The sequence below is a fragment of the Streptomyces sp. So13.3 genome (assembly GCF_005860785.2).
Taxonomy (GTDB): Bacteria; Actinomycetota; Actinomycetes; order Streptomycetales; family Streptomycetaceae; genus Actinacidiphila; species Actinacidiphila fildesensis.
In genome coordinates this window covers 1,237,410-1,254,113 of record NZ_CP048835.1, presented here as the reverse complement: position 1 = coordinate 1,254,113, position 16,704 = coordinate 1,237,410, and the positions used below count along the sequence as shown (strand labels likewise).

General features: G+C 71.6%; 12 protein-coding genes. 7 read left to right on the top strand and 5 right to left on the bottom strand.

All coding sequences use genetic code 11. The features are described from left to right. Positions 1–5 precede the first annotated feature (5 nt). On the bottom strand, positions 6–230 hold the full coding sequence (locus C8250_RS05865) for a hypothetical protein (RefSeq protein ID WP_138353392.1): 225 nt from the start codon (positions 228–230) through the stop codon (positions 6–8). Between the two features lie 60 nt (positions 231–290). On the opposite strand from C8250_RS05865, the gene ligA reads away from it, so the two are divergent. After that, entirely contained in the window at positions 291–2,378 is a 2,088-nt protein-coding gene (gene ligA / locus C8250_RS05860) for an NAD-dependent DNA ligase LigA (protein WP_138353393.1), read from the top strand. A gap of 31 nt (positions 2,379–2,409) precedes the next feature. On the opposite strand, the gene C8250_RS05855 is transcribed toward ligA, so the two are convergent. Further along, positions 2,410–2,829, bottom strand: coding sequence for a YchJ family metal-binding protein (locus C8250_RS05855; protein ID WP_138353394.1), 420 nt, complete (start codon positions 2,827–2,829; stop codon positions 2,410–2,412). A 33-nt stretch (positions 2,830–2,862) separates the two neighbouring features. Continuing rightward, positions 2,863–3,099 (bottom strand): DUF5133 domain-containing protein, encoded by a 237-nt coding sequence (locus tag C8250_RS05850; RefSeq protein WP_138353395.1) that lies wholly within the window; start codon positions 3,097–3,099, stop codon positions 2,863–2,865. A gap of 670 nt (positions 3,100–3,769) precedes the next feature. Between C8250_RS05850 and C8250_RS05845 the strand changes: the two genes are divergently transcribed. From C8250_RS05845 to C8250_RS05835, 3 genes are all read left to right on the top strand, one after another. Then, on the top strand, positions 3,770–5,515 hold the full coding sequence (locus C8250_RS05845) for a glycosyl hydrolase family 18 protein (protein WP_138353396.1): 1,746 nt from the start codon (positions 3,770–3,772) through the stop codon (positions 5,513–5,515). Between the two features lie 163 nt (positions 5,516–5,678). Next, positions 5,679–6,515, top strand: coding sequence for an undecaprenyl-diphosphate phosphatase (locus C8250_RS05840; protein WP_138353397.1), 837 nt, complete (start codon positions 5,679–5,681; stop codon positions 6,513–6,515). Positions 6,516–6,599: 84 nt separating this feature from the next. Further along, complete coding sequence (locus C8250_RS05835; protein WP_138353398.1) at positions 6,600–7,475, top strand: SigB/SigF/SigG family RNA polymerase sigma factor; 876 nt, start codon at positions 6,600–6,602, stop codon at positions 7,473–7,475. A 141-nt stretch (positions 7,476–7,616) separates the two neighbouring features. Here the strand turns inward: C8250_RS05835 and C8250_RS05830 are convergent, their stop codons facing one another. Continuing rightward, positions 7,617–8,567 (bottom strand): anti-sigma factor RsbA family regulatory protein, encoded by a 951-nt coding sequence (locus tag C8250_RS05830; RefSeq protein WP_138353399.1) that lies wholly within the window; start codon positions 8,565–8,567, stop codon positions 7,617–7,619. Between the two features lie 298 nt (positions 8,568–8,865). Between C8250_RS05830 and C8250_RS05825 the strand changes: the two genes are divergently transcribed. Further along, positions 8,866–12,387: a HAMP domain-containing protein gene (locus C8250_RS05825; RefSeq protein ID WP_232486185.1), complete on the top strand. Its 3,522-nt coding sequence runs from the start codon at positions 8,866–8,868 to the stop codon at positions 12,385–12,387. Between the two features lie 120 nt (positions 12,388–12,507). Beyond that, positions 12,508–14,898, top strand: coding sequence for a SpoIIE family protein phosphatase (locus C8250_RS05820; protein ID WP_244808986.1), 2,391 nt, complete (start codon positions 12,508–12,510; stop codon positions 14,896–14,898). Positions 14,899–14,938: 40 nt separating this feature from the next. On the opposite strand, the gene C8250_RS05815 is transcribed toward C8250_RS05820, so the two are convergent. Next, the gene (locus C8250_RS05815; RefSeq protein WP_138353401.1) at positions 14,939–15,430 is read right to left on the bottom strand and encodes a MarR family transcriptional regulator; all 492 of its coding nucleotides are present in this window, start codon (positions 15,428–15,430) and stop codon (positions 14,939–14,941) included. Positions 15,431–15,525: 95 nt separating this feature from the next. Here C8250_RS05815 and C8250_RS05810 point away from each other — a divergent pair, with 95 nt between their 5' ends. Beyond that, positions 15,526–16,686, top strand: coding sequence for a PP2C family protein-serine/threonine phosphatase (locus C8250_RS05810; RefSeq protein WP_138353402.1), 1,161 nt, complete (start codon positions 15,526–15,528; stop codon positions 16,684–16,686). Positions 16,687–16,704: the final 18 nt, after the last annotated feature.

Below are 16,704 nucleotides of genomic sequence, written 5' to 3'. Positions count from 1 at the left end.
GCAGCCTAGCCACGCAGCCCGGCGCCGCATCGCGGACAGCGGGCCGGCGGGGGTCCGTCGGACACCGCGTCGCACTGCGGGCAGACGCGGTCGAGCCAGCAGGCGGACTCGCCGCCCTCCGGCTCGGCGACGGTGTCGGGCGGTCCGGCGGAGCCGTCGCGGCCGGCCGGTCCCGCCGGTTCCGCGGGTCCATCCGGTTCCGCGGGTTCGACGGGGTTCGTGGGGCTCATGGAAACCACTCTTCCACGCCGCCACGGCGCATTGTCAGTGGCGGGCGGCACGATGTCCTCATGACCGAGATCACCACGGCCCAGCTGGCCGACGCCGAGTCGTACGCGCGGGCCGTCACCGAGGCCACCGAAGCGTCCGCCGCCTATTACAGCGGCGGGGACTCCCGCCTCGACGATGCCACGTACGACCGGTTGGCGCGGGCGATCGCGGCCTATGAGGCCGAGCACCCCGCCGAGATCGTGCCGGCGTCGCCGACCGGCAAGGTCGCGGGCGGCGCGGTGCCGGCCGGTGAGGTGGAACATTCGGCGCGGATGATGTCACTGGACAACGTCTTCGACGGTGCCGAACTCTCGGCCTGGGCGGACTCCCTGGCCAAGCGGCTCGGCGGACCGGTGACAGGCGGCTACGCGGTCGAACCGAAGCTGGACGGGGTCGCCGTCGCCGCGCGCTACCGGGAGGGCCGCCTGGTCCAGCTGGTCACCCGTGGCGACGGCAGTTATGGCGAGGACGTCTCGCACGCCATCGGGACCATCGCCGGACTGCCGGACCGGCTCGACACCCCGGTGACGTTCGAGGTCCGCGGTGAAGTGCTGCTCACCACCGAGCAGTTCGAGCAGGCCAACCTCGTACGCGCCGAGTTCGGTGCCACCCCGTTCGCCAACCCCCGCAACGGTGCGGCCGGCACCCTGCGGGCGAAGGAACGGCCGTACGTCATCGAGATGACGTTCTGGGCCTACTCGGGACTGCCGCTGGAGGACGGTTCGGCGGAACTCGCGGCGCTGGCCCACAGCCGTGTCATGGAGATCGTCGCGGAGGCGGGTGTGCAGACCACCGCGGCCACTCCCGTGGGGCTGCGCACCTGTGCCTCGATCGAGGAGGTCCAGAGCCGCGTCGAGGAGATCGCCGCGCTGCGGGCCGCGCTGCCGTTCGGCATCGACGGAGTGGCGATCAAGGCGGACAACCCGGCCGACCAGGAGAAGGCCGGCTTCAGCTCCCGGGCCCCGCGCTGGGCGATCGCCTACAAGCTGCCCGCCGTGGAGCGCGTCACCCGGCTGCTCGCCGTGGAATGGAACGTCGGCAGGACCGGTGTCATCGCGCCGCGCGCCGTGCTCGAACCCGTCGAGATCGACGGCAGCACCGTCACCTACGCGACGCTGCACAACCCGGCCGACATCACCCGCCGGGACCTGCGGATCGGCGACCAGGTCACCGTCTACAAGGCCGGCGACATCATCCCGCGCATCGAGGCCCCGGTGGTCCAGCTCCGCACCGGGGCGGAGACGCCGATCGACTTCCCCACCGAATGCCCCCGCTGCGCCTCCGACATCGACACCACCCAGGAGCGCTGGCGCTGTGTGCGCGGCCGGGAGTGCGGGCAGCTCGCCTCGATCCGCTACGCGGTGGCACGGGACTGCCTCGACATCGACGGGATGGGGCACAAGCTCGTGACGCAGTTGGTGGAGTCCGGTCAGGTCACCGACTTCGCCGACGTGTTCACCCTCGATCGCGAGCAGGTGCTGGCGCTGGACCGGATGGGCGAGGTGAGCGCCGACAAACTGCTGGCGACGATCGCGGCCGCCAAGGACCGGCCGCTGAACCGGGTGTTCTGCGCGCTCGGCGTCCTCGGCACCGGCCGCAGCATCTCCCGGCGGATCGCCCGGCACTTCGGCACGATGGAGGCCATCCGGGCGGCGGACGCCGCCGCGCTGGAGGCCGTTGCCGGCATCGGCGCCGAGAAGGCCAGGGTCGTCGTCGCCCAGATCGCCGAACTGGCCCCGCTCATCGACAGGCTGACGGCCGCCGGGGTGAACATGACCGAGCCCGGAGTGCCGGCGCGGATGCCCGGTGACGGCGACGCCGACGGCGCGGCGGAGCCGCAGGAGGCCGTTCCGGCCGGCCCGCTGGCGGACCTGACGGTCGTGGTCACCGGCAGCATGACCGGTGCGCTGGCGGAGCTGTCCCGTACGGCGATGAACGAGCTGATCGAGAGTGCGGGCGGCAGGGCGTCGTCGAGCGTGTCGAAGAAGACCAGTCTGCTGGTGGCGGGGGAGAAGGCGGGTTCCAAGAGGGCCAAGGCGGCGGAACTCGGGATCAGGGTGATCGCCCCGGAGGAGTTCGCCGAGCTGCTCGGCGACCTCATACCGTGAGCGGCACGCGGCGTGGCCGCACTGCGGAACGCTAGGCGGTGGCCTCGCCCAGATAGACCCAGAGCGCGTTCTCGCGGACGAAGCGGCTCACTTCGTGCTGCGAGTCCGTGTGGCCGTGCAGTCGGTAGTGGGCGCGGAACTCCACCGTGCCCTCGGTGTGGAAGGCGCTGCCGTCCGTCGTCCCGACGATCTCCAGCCGGGTCCACTGCTGATCCGGCTCGAACTCGATGCCGGACGGCCGGGTGGTGGTGTGCCACGTCCTGAGCAGGTACGCGGCATCGCGGACGGCGAACGCGCTGAAGCGCGAGCGCATCAGCCGCTCCGCGGTGGGAGCCGCGGCCTGGCCGCTGTGGAGCCTGCCGCAGCAGTCGCGGTAGGACGCGTCCAGTCCGCAGGGGCAGGGCGAGGCGGGCCGGGCCGTCACTGAAGGGCGTGCGCTGTTCCGTGTCACCCCCTCATTGTGACGGCCCCGCGGCACCCGGAACTACGAGGCCACGGCCTGCGGCGCGGAGGACGGCCCGGAGTCCGCGGCGAGCCGTTGCCTGGCGGACTCGACCGCCCGGCCGACCGTACGGACACCGGTGATCACGCACAGGGTGTAGGCGGTGTCCTCGAGCCGGCGGTGGTCCAGCGACCCGGCCGAGTCGCCCCGGACCTGCGCGGCGAGCGCCTCGTAGCGCTCCAGTAAGTCGCGCAGGACAGCGGGATGGGCCATCAGCATGGTCGTACTCCTTGGGTGAGTGGCACGAGGTGCCCGACGGGACGGCGTTCGGTCCTGTCGGGAGTGCTCTCGGCCTGGTTCTCGATTCCCACGAGACCGCCTCGACGATCGGACGACCCGATGACGGGACGACCCGTGGTGCGCCGAGTGGTTCCCGGCCCTACGGCGCCTACCCGTGTCCCGGGGAGCGATGCCGTACATCGTCCAGAATCCGTGACAGCGGCAGCGGTTGACGGCGCGCCCGTACGTCCAGCAGGGCACGGAAGCAGCTGTCGCACAGGGCCAGGGGCGCGCGCAGGCCGAGGTCGCGGACCGTCCGATCGGTACGGCCGCACTCGTCACAGGCTGCCAGATCCGCTGATCCCGCCACACTGTCGATGCTGCTCCCGGATCGGGCCGCGGGGTAGGGGGCATCCCGGTCTCATGGGCGCGGATCCGGCGGGAAGGGTGCGCCCGGGGCCCGCCCACCGGAAAGCCTCAAGATCGCTGAACGGTCCCTCGCCACATGGCAGTTGGTGGCACTCGGCCTGCTGGGGGAGACGGTCGCGGGCGAATGGTAAAGAGCCTTGACAGTCCGTTGGTCTAGTCCAATCATGGGCACTGCTCGGCTCTCCTCGTGACACCGCACCGCGTATCCCCCCATTCGCCGGCTCATTCTGTGGGAGCGTTCATGAGACGACCAAGATCCGTCCGGGTACTGCTGACCGCACTGGCCACGGCCGCCGCGTCCCTCGGCCTGGTGGTCGCGGGCGGCACCGCCGCGCATGCCGCGACCCCGATCCCCACCCATGTCTTCGCGCCGTACTTCGAGGCGTACAACGGCGACAGCATGTCGGCGCTGTCCGCGCAGTCCGGTGCGAAGTACCTGACGATGGCGTTCATCCAGACGCCGTCGAAGGGTTCCTGCACGCCGTACTGGAACGGCGACACGGGCATGCCGATCGCCCAGTCCAGCTTCGGCGCCGACATCGCGACCATGCGGGCGGCCGGCGGTGACGTCATCCCGTCCTTCGGCGGTTACACCGCGGACAACACCGGCACCGAGCTGGCGGACAGCTGCACGAACGTCAACTCCATCGCCGCCGCCTTCGAGAACGTCATCACCACCTACGACGTGACGCGGATCGACCTCGACATCGAGGACAACTCGCTCACCAACACCGCCGGCATCGACCGCCGGAACAAGGCGATCAAGCTGGTCGAGGACTGGGCGGCGGCGAACGGGCGCACCGTCCAGTTCTCCTACACGCTGCCGACCACTACCAGCGGACTGGCCTCCAGCGGACTGGCCGTCCTGCGCAACGCCGTGACGAACAACGCCCGCATCGACGTCGTGAACCTGATGACGTTCGACTACTACGACGGCGCCTCCCACCAGATGGCGACCGACACCCAGACCGCCACCACCGGCCTGCGCGGTCAACTGGGCACGCTCTACCCCGCGAAGAGCGACGCGCAGCTGTGGGGGATGGTCGGCATCACGGAGATGCCCGGCATCGACGACTTCGGCCCCGCCGAGACGTTCCGGACCGCCGACGCGGCGACCGTCTACAACTGGGCCGTCTCCAAGGGCATCGCCTCGCTGTCCTTCTGGGCACTCCAGCGCGACAACGGCGGCTGCCCCGGCACCGGGGGATCGGACTCCTGCTCGGGCATCGCGCAGAGCACCTGGTTCTTCAGCCACGCCTTCGCGCCGTTCACCGGCGGCGGAGGCCCGGTCACCAATGACTTCTCGGTCACCACCGCACCCGCCGCCGGATCGGTGGACCCCGGCGCCTCGCTGACCGCGACGGTGAAGACCGCCGTCACGGCCGGCTCGGCGCAGACCGTCAACCTGACGGCGTCCGGCGCCCCCGCGGGTGTGACGGTGGGCGTCAGCCCCGCCTCGGTCACCGCCGGCGGGTCCGCGACCCTGACGGCCACCGCCTCCGGCACGGCGGCGGCCGGAACGTACGCGGTGACGGTCACCGGCTCGGCGGCGTCCGGCAGCCACTCGACGACGTACGCCCTCACCGTCACCGGTCCCGGCGGATCGGGTGTGCTGGTCAACGGCGGTCTGGAGAGCGGGAGTCTGACCCCGTGGACCTGCCAGCCCGGGGGAGCGGTCGTCGCCACTCCTGCGCACGCCGGCACCCACGCGCTGCTGGTGGCGCCCACGTCGGGCCAGACCGGCCAGTGCGGGCAGAGCGTCGCCCTGGCGCCGAACCACAGCTACACACTGTCCGGGTGGGTGCAGGGCAGTTACGCCTACCTCGGGGTGAGCGGCGGTGCTTCGGCGAGCACCTGGACGTCCTCCGGCGGCTGGACCAAGCTCACCGTCCCCTTCACCACCGGCGCCTCCGGAACGGTCACCGTGTACCTGCACGGCTGGTACGCCCAGGGCAACGTCTACGGGGACGACTTCTCGATCACGTAGCACCCTCGCTACCCTGGTCCCGGCCTGCCCGGTCGGCGGGCCGTCGTCTACAGTCACACCCAACGTCTACAATTCTGTAGACGTTGGGTGTGCCCATGAGGGCCCTCGTTGACAACGGCGCCGCCAAGCCGGTCATTCGACGCAATTTCCAGGGACGGGACCAATGAGCGCGATCGGCGTCGGCCAAGCCGCCATTCTCGGAGTGGTGGAAGGGGTCACCGAATTCCTCCCGGTGTCCTCCACCGGCCACCTCAAGATCACCGAGGGGCTGATGAACATCCCGGTGGACGACAAGGCGGTGGTCGGCTTCACGGCGGTCATCCAGGTCGGGGCCATCGCGGCCGTCCTGGTCTATTTCTTCCGCGACATCGTGCGGTTCGCGAGCGCCTGGGGACGCGGCATCGCCAACAAGAGCGAACGCGACAGCCACGACTACAAGTTCGCCTGGTGGGTCATCTACGCCACGATCCCGATCGTCGTCGTCGGCCTCCTCGCCAAGCCGCTCATCGACGGCCCGCTCGCCTCGCTGTGGGTGGTGGCCGGCTCGCTGATCGGCGGCAGCATCGTGATGTGGGTGGCCGAACAGATGGCCAGGTTCAAGCGCGGGGAGGACGAGATCACCCTCAAGGACGCCATGATCGTCGGCTCCTCCCAGATCCTCGCGCTGCTCTTCCCCGGCTTCTCCCGCTCCGGCGCCACGATCTCCACCGGCCTGATCCGCGACCTGGACCGGCTGGCCGCGACCCGGCTCTCGTTCTTCCTGTCGATCCCGGCGCTCACCGGCGCGGGACTCTACGAGCTCAAGGACGCCACCGGCGGTGGTGTCGACACGATTTCTCTCGTCGTGGGCACGCTGGTGTCGTTCGTGGTCGCCTACGCGTCGATCGCCTGGCTGCTGAAGTACGTCGCCAAGCACTCGTTCAACCTCTTCGTGGTCTACCGCATCATCATCGGGGTCCTGCTGTTCTCCCTGCTCGGCACCGGCGTCCTGGAGGCCTGAGGTCCCGCCGGAACCGTCACGTGTGTGCCCGGAGCGCCGGGGTATACGAGGCCTCGACGGTGTGGACTTCCTGAGGAGGACGACATGGCGGGCTCGGTAGTGACGAGGACCTCCCCGACCGCTGTGCGGTTGCCGGAGGCGGACGTGGACCGGGTGGAACTGCCGCGGGTGGAGTGCCCGGGAAAGCTCGCACCCAAGGACGCGCGGCAGCTGTCGAAGCTGTTCTTCGACCGGCTGCGGGAGCTCGATGAGGGCACCCACGAATACCAGTACGCCCGTAGCACCCTCATCGAGCTGAACATATCGCTGGTGAACTTCGCCGCCGGGCGGTTCCGCAACCGGTCCGAGCCGCGCGAGGACATCGTGCAGGTCGGGACGATCGGCCTGATCAAGGCGATCGACCGGTTCGACCTGTCGCGCGAGGTGGAGTTCACCACGTTCGCCATTCCGTACATCACCGGCGAGATCAAGCGCTTCTTCCGGGACACCAGCTGGGCCGTGCACGTACCGCGGCGGCTGCAGGAACTGCGCCTGGAGCTGGCCAAGGCCACCGAGGAGCTGGCCGGCCGGCTGGACCGCGCGCCCACCACCGACGAGCTGGCGGCGCTGCTCGACCTGACTCCCGCGGAGGTCACCGAGGGCCAGCTGGCCAGCAACGGCTACGTGGCCGGGTCCATCGACATCCCCGCGGGCGAGGAGGAGGGCAGCGGCGAAGGCGTGCTGGCCGACCGGCTCGGCGACCTCGACCCCGCGCTGGAGTTCGTGGAGAACCTCCAGTCCCTCAAACCGCTGCTGGCCGAGCTCGCCCCCCGCGACCGCCGCATCCTGAACATGCGGTTCGGCGCCGAGATGACCCAGGCGGAGATCGGCGCGGAGCTGGGGATCTCGCAGATGCACGTCTCGCGGCTGCTCACCCGGACCCTGACGCGGCTGCGCGGTCAGCTGCTGATCCAGGAGTGATCCGGCAGAAGGTGTGAGGACCGGCGGTGGGGCCGCTCGCGGACAGTGCGCGAGCGGCCCCACCGGCGTGCTGAGCCGGCCGCGGCAGTCCTGCTGACGGCACCGACGGCCCTGCACGGCCTGCTGAGCGGACCGGCGGCCCTACGCGGTGAGGGCGAAGTACACGCGCAGCGTCGTGCCGGCCGCCGTCGTGTGCATCCGCAGCAGGTCGGCGAGGTGGTTGACGAGCAGCATCCCGCGGCCGCCGGGGGTGGCGCGCACGACCGGGATTCGGCCGACGAGCGGATCGGTGAGGTGTCCGCGGTCGCGCAGCTCGCAGACGAGGTGGCCGTCCTCGGTCCACAGCCGCAGAGTGCCGGAGCCGCCGCCGTGCAGGATGGTGTTGGTGGCCAGTTCGTTGACGGCCAGCTCCACGTCCGGGATCCGGCCCAGGTCCAGGCCGGCGCCGACGGCGTACCGGGACGCGGCGAGCCGGGGCTCGGTCAGGGTCGCGTTGTCGAAGGCCAGCGTCAGCGCGCCGTCCGGGGCCTCGGGCAGCGGCAGGTTCCACTTCGCGACGATGTAGGTGGGGGCGTAGTCCGGGCTGCGGACGCTGCCCGCGTCGTCGATGAGGACCGGGTGGGTGGCCGCGGCGTCGGCCAGGACGTCCGGGCTGAGCCCGTCGACGTCGTAGGGGCACAGGATCGTGACGTCGCGGTCGGCGAAGGCGAGGTTGATCAGTGCCTCGTGCTGGACGCAGGCCGGGTACTCGGTGGCTGAGCGCCCCTGCCAGATCGGCTCGCCGATGATCCGCACCCGGCGGCCGGGGTGGGCGTCGGCGAAGGCCCGCAGCACGCCGGGGATGATCCGGCCCGGATTCCGGCCGGCCCGTGTCATGTCGAGCAGGCTCACCTCGCCGGCGCGGTCGTCGAGCGCCTTCTCGAGCAGGGCCAGATTCGGGCCGGGAACGGCGACGGCGACCGGCTCGCCCCGGTCGAGTCCCTCGGTGATGAAGGGCACGGTTCCGGCAAGGTAGGCGTCGCTGCCGCGGTAGAGGAGCGCCGGATGCGCGAACTCGCCGCGGCGGGTCGTGTCCTGCGGTATCGCGCTCATCTCCACTACCCCTCCATCGACAGCGGCCCCGTCCGCGACCACACCGCGGCTTCCGCCCTCAAGGATGCATTGTGCTCGATGGGGAGTCTGCCCGCCCCGTACCAAAGGATCGCACCCCTGCGACCCCTGCCTCGCGCGGCGGCCGTGGAAGAAGTTCTGGCGTGTGGCGCGGGAAGGCGGGATGCTGGGCTAGCCTGCGAAGTGCAAGGCAACATTTGTCATGTGGCAATGAAGATGGAAGAGCCTCGGGCACCCGCTCGACATGCGGTGACGACGTGATGGCGGGATGGGGACTGACATGGGCGACATGGTGGATGCGGACGCACGGGTGAAACCACCGCGCGGCCGGTCAGGCGGTGCGCAGAACCGCACGGACGACCGGGCCCCGGACCACACGGCGGACTCCGCCGACCGCGGCGGACCGGTCGGCGAGGCGGAGCTCCGGCGGCTGCTCGCCGGCCTCACCGCCGTCCGTGACGGCGACTTCGGTACCCGGCTGCCCGGTGACACGGCGCTGCTCGGCGAGATCGCCACCGTCTTCAACGGGATGGTCGACCAGCTGTCGCTCTTCACCTCCGAAGTGACCCGGGTGGCCCGCGAGGTCGGCAGCGACGGCCGGCTCGGCGGCCAGGCGGTCGTACCGGGCGTGTCCGGCACCTGGAAGGACCTCACCGACTCCGTCAACGTCATGGCGGGCAATCTCACCACCCAGGTCCGCTCGATCGCCCAGGTCTCGACGGCCGTCGCCAAGGGCGATCTGTCGCAGAAGATCAGTGTCGAGGCCAAGGGAGAGGTCGCCGCGCTCGCCGAGGCGATCAACACCATGGTCGGCACGCTGTCCGCCTTCGCCGACGAGGTGACCCGGGTCGCCCGCGAGGTCGGCACCGAGGGCATGCTCGGCGGACAGGCCAGGGTGCCGAACGTGGCCGGCACCTGGAAGGACCTGACCGACAACGTCAACTCCATGGCGAACAACCTCACGAGCCAGGTCCGCAACATCGCGCAGGTGACCACGGCCGTCGCCCGGGGCGACCTCACCCGCAAGATCGACGTGGACGCGCGCGGTGAGATCCTCGAGCTCAAGACCACGATCAACACGATGGTCGACCAGCTGTCGTCGTTCGCGGCCGAGGTCACCCGCGTCGCCCGCGAGGTGGGCAGCGAGGGCCGGCTCGGCGGCCAGGCCGAGGTCGAGGGCGTCTCGGGCACCTGGAAGCGGCTCACGGAGAACGTCAACGAGCTGGCCGGGAACCTCACGCGGCAGGTCCGCGCCATCGCCGAGGTCACCGGTGCCGTCGCGGAGGGCGACCTGACCCGGTCGATCTCGGTGGACGCCTCCGGCGAGGTCGCCGACCTCAAGGACAACATCAACTCGATGGTGGAGTCGCTGCGCGAGACGACCCGGGCCAACCAGGAGCAGGACTGGCTCAAGTCGAACCTCGCGCGGATCTCCGGCCTCATGCAGGGCCGCCGGGACCTGGGCGTCGTCGCCGAACTGATCATGGACGAGCTGACGCCGCTCGTCGCCGCGCAGTACGGCGCGTTCTACCTCGCCGAGGACGCCCCCGAGGGCACCGAGCTGCAGCTGATCTGCTCCTACGGCTATCCGTCCGGTACCGGATCGCAGGACCGGCCCAGCAGGTTCAAGCTCGGCCAGTCCCTCGTCGGACAGGCGGCCCGCAGCCGCCGCACCATCGCCGTCGACGACATCCCGGCCGGCTATGTGATCTCCTCCGGGCTCGGCCACACGCCGCCCGCCAGCCTGATCGTGCTGCCGATCGTCGTCGAGGGCCAGGTGCTGGGCGTCATCGAGCTCGCCTCGGTGCACCGCTTCACCCAGATCCACCGGGACTTCCTGGACCAGCTGATGGAGACCATCGGCGCCAACGTCAACACCATCGTGGCCAACGCCCGCACCGACGAGCTGCTCGGCGAGTCGCAGCGGCTCGCCGCCGAGTTGCAGGCCCGTTCCAGCGAACTGCAGGTCAGGCAGGAGGAGCTGCAGAGCTCCAATGCCGAACTGGAGGAGAAGGCGGCGCTGCTGGCGACCCAGAACCGCGACATCGAGACCAAGAACCTGGAGATCGAGCAGGCCCGCCAGGAGCTGGAGGAGCGCGCCCAGCAGCTCGCGCTCGCCTCCAAGTACAAGTCCGAGTTCCTCGCCAACATGAGCCACGAGCTGCGCACCCCGCTCAACAGCCTGCTGGTGCTGGCCCAGTTGCTCGCCCAGAACCCGCACCACAACCTCACGCCCAAGCAGGTCGAGTACGCCGGCGTCATCCACTCCGCCGGATCCGACCTCCTCCAGCTGATCAACGACATCCTCGACCTGTCCAAGGTCGAGGCGGGCCGGATGGACGTCGCCCCCGAATGGGTGCCGCTGCGCCAGCTCGTGGACTACGTGGAGTCCACCTTCCGTCCGCTGACCTCGCAGAAGGGCCTGGAGTTCCGGGTCGAGGTGGCGTCCGGTACGCCGATGGAGGTCCTCACCGACGACGCCCGGCTGCGGCAGGTGCTGGGCAATCTGATGTCCAATGCCGTGAAGTTCACCGAAGCGGGCGAGGTCGCGCTGCGCGTCTTCGTGGCCCCGCCCGGCGACCTCCCGGCGGCGGCGCTCTCCCAGGGGCCCATGCTGGCCCTGGAGGTCCGCGACACCGGGATCGGGATCGCGGAACAACAGCTCGAAGCGATCTTCGGGGCGTTCCAGCAGGCCGACGGCACCACCAGCCGCCGCTACGGCGGCACCGGCCTGGGCCTGTCCATCAGCCGGGAGATCGCCCAGTTGCTCGGTGGTTCCATCCAGGCGGCCAGCGTCCCCGGCGAGGGCAGCGTCTTCACCTTCCATCTGCCCGTCGCCCAGCCCGACTTCGCCGCGCTGCACGCGGCGGCGACCGGCGACGCGACAGCCGAACCGCTCGTCCTGTCGTCCCCGGAACCGGACCGGGAACGGGACCAGAACCGCAACCGCGGCCATGACCGCGAGGGGGAGCGGGAGACCGAGCGGCGCCGGCTGCTCGTCATCGAGGACCAGCCCCGCGGACTGCTCTCGCTCGTCGCCGAGAGCGTCGTCGCGGAACTCGACCACGGCCGCGGTCCGGCCGATCCGCGCGGCCGGGTCCGGCTGCGCAGCGCCGCGGGGGCGGCGGAGGCCGTGGAGGCGCTCGCCACCGAGCCGTACGACTGCGTGGTGCTCGGACTCGACGCGAACGGCGAGGCCGGTCTGCGCTCGCTCGACGCGATCATGAGCGAACCGGCGCTGCGCGAGGTACCGGTCCTCGTCCACCCCACCCGGCGGCTCGACCCCGAGCGGGAACGGCAGATCGCCGAGCGGGCCCGCACCCGTCCGCTGGAAGTGCTCTCAGGACTGGACGAACTGCGGGAGCGCATCGCCCGCCACCTGAAGTCCTACCGGCCGCGGGAGACCGCCCGCGGCGCCGCCGCCGTCGGACTCGACGGCCGGACGATCCTGGTCATCGACGACGACACCCGCAATGTCTTCGCGCTCACCAGCATGCTCGAACTCCACGGGGTCCGGGTCCTGCACGCGGAGGACGGTCGCAAGGGCATCGACGCCCTGGACCTGAACCCCGGCATCGACCTGATCCTGATGGATGTGATGATGCCGGAGATGGACGGGTACGCGGCCACCGCCGCGATCCGCGCGATGCCCCACTACGCCGATCTGCCGATCATCGCGGTGACCGCCAAGGCCATGCACGGGGACCGGGAGAAGAGCCTGGCCTCCGGCGCCAACGACTACGTCACCAAACCGGTGGACTCCGCAGCCCTGGTGGCCTGTATACGGCGCTGGCTGCGGTAGCGCAGCCGGCACCCGCCACCCACGCCACCCACCTCACCCGCACCACCTGGGCCGTCGACACCGCATCCGGCGGCGGACGCCCGGCCGGAACCGCTCTCCCGACCCGAAGGACCCGCGCCCGTGAACGACCCCACCCCCGAATCCGCGCCGGACACCGAGCGGCCGGTGCCCCCCGGACCGCTCGCGGGGACCGGCACGGGCGGGTCCGGTGTGGAACGGCTGGCGGCGGTCGTGGAACGGCTGCGCCGCAGGCTCGACGCGCAGGAGAGCGCGGCCGCCACGCAGGGGCTGCTCGACGTGGCGAAGGGCATCCTGGTCGAACGCGGCGTGGACGGACCCGCCGAGGCCGCCAGGCACCTGGAGGAACTCGCCGCCCGCGCCGGGCTGCCGACCGCCGAGCTGGCCGCCGACATCGTCAACGAAGCGGCGCACGACCCGTTGTCGCGGGCCGTCCCGGCACCGGACGACGGCGCCGACCGGGCGGCGCCTCCCGTTTCCGTCCGGCTGCGGATCGCGGAGGCCGGAGCGCTCAGCGGCACCGACGCGCAGACGGTCGCGCAGTCACTTCTCGTCCACGCGCTGGAGCCGCTGGGCGCCACCGCCGCCGCGGTGTGGCAGGCCGACCAGGACGGTTCGCTCACCCTCGCCGGCAGCGCGGGATTCCCCGCGGCGGAGGCCGTCCGCTGGCGCTACGTGCCGCCGCGCGTCGGGACGCTCGCCCAGCAGGCGCTGCTGTCGGGGCGGACGCTGTGGCACGGCGCCCCGCCGGCGTCGGCCGCGTCCATCGGCCTGTCCGGCAGCGGTGCCGGCGCCCGGGCGCTGATCCCCGCGCAGCGGGCCGGCCGCACGGTCGGCGTCCTGGAGGTGTGCTGGCCGGAGCCCGGCACACCGCTGCCGCGCGCCGTCCACCGCCAGCTCACCGCCCTTGCCGGACTGTGCGCCCACACGCTGGAGGGGACCGGCACCGCCGCACCCGGCGGCGAACCGGTCCGGGCCGACAGCGCCGCCCGGCTCGGCGGCCTCGCCGAAGGTCTCCTGGACCCGGCGCTGGTCCTCCAACCGCTGCTGGACGACCAGGGTCAGGTCTGCGACTTCCGGATCACGTACACCAACGAGCACTTCACGGACTTCGCCGGCCGCCCGCGGGCCGACATCACCGGACGACCACTGCTGGAGGCCTACCCGCTCGCGGCCGCGGACGGCGGCCTGTACGAGCGGGCGCTGCGCGTCCACAGCACCGGCGAGCCGTTCCGCACCAAGCGGACGGTGCTGCCGGCCGCCGCCGAGAGCACGGCGCCGCACCCGACCGCCGCGCTGGGCATCGGACGGTACGGTGACGCCCTGCTGGTGAGCTGGCGCACCCACAACGAGGCGACCCGGCTGGCGGCACTGGTCGAGCACACCCAGCGCCTCGGCCGGATCGGCGGTTTCGAGGAGACCCCGGCCACCGGCGAGGTCATCTGGAACAGCCAGCTGTTCGACATCTACGGGCTGCCGCCGGACTCCGCGCCGATCCCGCTGGAACGGCTGCGCCACCACGCCCACCCCGACGACGCCGACATCATCGGAAGGTTTCTGCGGGAGGTGCTGCACCAGCGCGGTTCCGCGTCGACGGCCTTCCGGCTGCTGCGCCCCGACGGAGTCGTCCGGTACATCCGGGTGGTCGCGGAACCGGCGGCCGGCCCGGAAGGCGGCCCGATGACCGTGCACGGCGCCTACCAGGACGTCTCCGCGCAGCACTGGACGGAGGTCGCCCTGGCGGCCACCCGCAACCAGCTCGCCGACTCCGAGCAGCGGGCCGGCGAACGCGATCTGCTCGCCCTGCAGCTCCAGCGCGCCATCATGCCGGCGGCCCCCGCGCCCATCGACGCGTCCGGGCTGCAGGTCGCCGTCCGTTACCGGCCCGCGGAGAAGGGCCACCTGGTCGGCGGTGACTGGTACGACGCCGTCGTGCTGCCCAGCAAGCAGGTGCTGCTGGTGGTCGGTGACATCGCGGGGCACGGCATCGACGCCGCCACCGGCATGGTCGTGCTGCGCAACGCCCTGCGCGGTCTGGCCGCGACCGGTGCGGGACCCGGCCGGATGCTGGGCTGGCTCAACACCGTCGCCCACCGGCTCACCGAACACGTCACCGCCACCGTGGTCTGCGGGCTCTACGACCCGTCGACCCGGGTCGTCCGCTGGGCCCGGGCCGGGCACCCGCCGCCGGTCCTGGTCCGCGGCGCGCGGTCCACGGTGCTGCCGCTGCCCGCCGGCATCCTGCTCGGCGCCGTCGCCGAGGCGAGCTACGCGGAGGAGACGGTCGTCCTGGAGCCGGGTGACACCCTGCTGCTCTACACCGACGGGTTGTTGGAACGCCGGGACCGTACCGTCAACCAGTCCCTGGAGCAGCTGCTGCGCGATGCCGGGCCGCCCACCGGCGACCTGGAGGAGGACCTCGACCGGCTGCTCACCCACAGCAACTCCGACACCGACGACGACACCTGCATCATCGGATTCCGGCTGCGGTGAACGTCACTGCGGTGAACAGCCCACGCGCCGTGGACGGCGCTTACGCGATGTGCGCGGCGACCGTGTGCGCCGGGAGCGGGGACGCCTCGGAAGCGGCGGCGTCCCGGAACGCGCGCAACCCGCTCAGCAGGTCCGTCCGCGCGGCCGGCTCCATCGTGGCCAGCACCTGCGACAGCTGCTCGCGGCGGCGGGCCCGCAACTCGTCGAGGAACTTCACGCCGCGTCCGCTGAGCCGCAGCCGGACCTCGCGCCGGCTCGCCGGATTGGGATCGCGCTCCAGGTATCCGACGGCCTGCAGCCGGTCGCAGAGTCTGCTGACGGACGGCGGGGCCGAGCCCAGCGCCTCGGACAGGGTGCGGAGATTGATGCCCTCGTTGTCCGCGAGTATGAACAGCACACGCAGCTGCGAGGCGGACACCGGAGCCGCGGAATCGTCACGTCCACGGCCCCACAACACCTCGAGAAGCTCAGTGATCTCCGAGGCGGCGCCTGCCGCCTCCTCGAGGTGGGTTGCGGATCGGGAGGAGTGCATAGCCTTCACCTTCGCACTGTCCGACCCCAACTGTCAGCTTTCCGGCTCCCGCCGGTGAGTACCGCCCCAACGACCGAAGGCGTGGCCGGCCACCAGTGAACGCACTCCAGGACTCCGAGCGCGCCCTGCGCGACGCGACACCTCCCGCCCTGCTCGACGCCCTGCGGCCGGTCCTGGCCCGCTGCCACGACGCCCTGGACGCGGAGCTGTTGATGGCCGACTACGGCCTGGGCCATCTGCAGGCGATGACGGTCCCGCCGCACGGCGTACCGCCGCTGCCGGTGGACGGATCGGGCGCGGGCCGGGCCTTCGGCTCGCAGGAACCGTACGCCGAGCGGCGGGACGGCCGCAGTGTCCTGCACCTGCCGGTCACCGCGCGCGGTGACCGGCTCGGCGTGCTGAGTGTCATGTTCGCGCAGCCGCCGGACCCGGCCGCCACCGCGGAACTGCTGGAGATCGCCGGGCTGCTCGCCCGCGAGGTGGTGGTCGCCGAGCGCGACACCGACCTCTACGTCCAGGCGCGCCGGCTGGACCGGCTCACCCTCGCCGCCGAGATGCAGTGGCAGCTGCTGCCCGCCCGCTCCTGCACCCGTCCCGAGTTCGCCCTCGGAGCGCAGCTGGAGCCGGCGTACGACACCTTCGGGGACAACTTCGACTGGTCCGCCTCGCCCGACGCGCTCACCCTGTCGATCACCAACGGGATGGGCGACGGCATCAACGCCGCGCTGCTCACCAGCCTGGGTGTGGGCGCGCTGCGCAACGCCCGGCGCGCCGGACTCCCGCTGGCCGACCAGGCCGCGCTCGCCGACCAGGCGGTGTACGGCCAGCACCGCGGCACCTGGCACCTGGCGTGCCTGCTGCTGCGGTTCGAGCTGGCCACCGGTCTGGTGGAGATCATCGACGCGGGATCACCGAGGGCGTTCGTGCTGCGGGACGGAACGGTACGGCCCCTGACGTTCGACGCCCAGCTCCCGCTGGGCATGTTCGACGGCACCCACTACGAACCCGAGTCGATCCAGGCGCTGCCCGGCGACCGGCTGCTGTTCGTCAGCGACGGGGTGCACGCCGTCACCAATGCCGGCGGTGAGGCGTACGGCGACCGGGCACTGGCCCGCGCGCTGCTGGCCACACGGCTCCTGCCCGCGGCCGATGTGCCGCGGGCCGTACTGAGGGAACTCACCACACACCGCGGCTCGTCCCAGGGCGACGACGACGCATTGGTCGTCTGCCTGGACTGGTTCGGCGCGCCCGCCTGACGGCCCGGGCCGTCAGGG

What these genes read in the sequence shown, in the direction of transcription:
- C8250_RS05865 (WP_138353392.1), bottom strand. Translation starts at nt 230, where the DNA reads ATGAGCCCCACGAACCCCGTCGAACCCGCGGAACCGGATGGACCCGCG.
- ligA (WP_138353393.1), top strand. Translation starts at nt 291, where the DNA reads ATGACCGAGATCACCACGGCCCAGCTGGCCGACGCCGAGTCGTACGCG.
- C8250_RS05850 (WP_138353395.1), bottom strand. Translation starts at nt 3,099, where the DNA reads ATGCTGATGGCCCATCCCGCTGTCCTGCGCGACTTACTGGAGCGCTAC.
- C8250_RS05845 (WP_138353396.1), top strand. Translation starts at nt 3,770, where the DNA reads ATGAGACGACCAAGATCCGTCCGGGTACTGCTGACCGCACTGGCCACG.
- C8250_RS05840 (WP_138353397.1), top strand. Translation starts at nt 5,679, where the DNA reads ATGAGCGCGATCGGCGTCGGCCAAGCCGCCATTCTCGGAGTGGTGGAA.
- C8250_RS05835 (WP_138353398.1), top strand. Translation starts at nt 6,600, where the DNA reads ATGGCGGGCTCGGTAGTGACGAGGACCTCCCCGACCGCTGTGCGGTTG.
- C8250_RS05830 (WP_138353399.1), bottom strand. Translation starts at nt 8,567, where the DNA reads ATGAGCGCGATACCGCAGGACACGACCCGCCGCGGCGAGTTCGCGCAT.
- C8250_RS05825 (WP_232486185.1), top strand. Translation starts at nt 8,866, where the DNA reads ATGGGCGACATGGTGGATGCGGACGCACGGGTGAAACCACCGCGCGGC.
- C8250_RS05815 (WP_138353401.1), bottom strand. Translation starts at nt 15,430, where the DNA reads ATGCACTCCTCCCGATCCGCAACCCACCTCGAGGAGGCGGCAGGCGCC.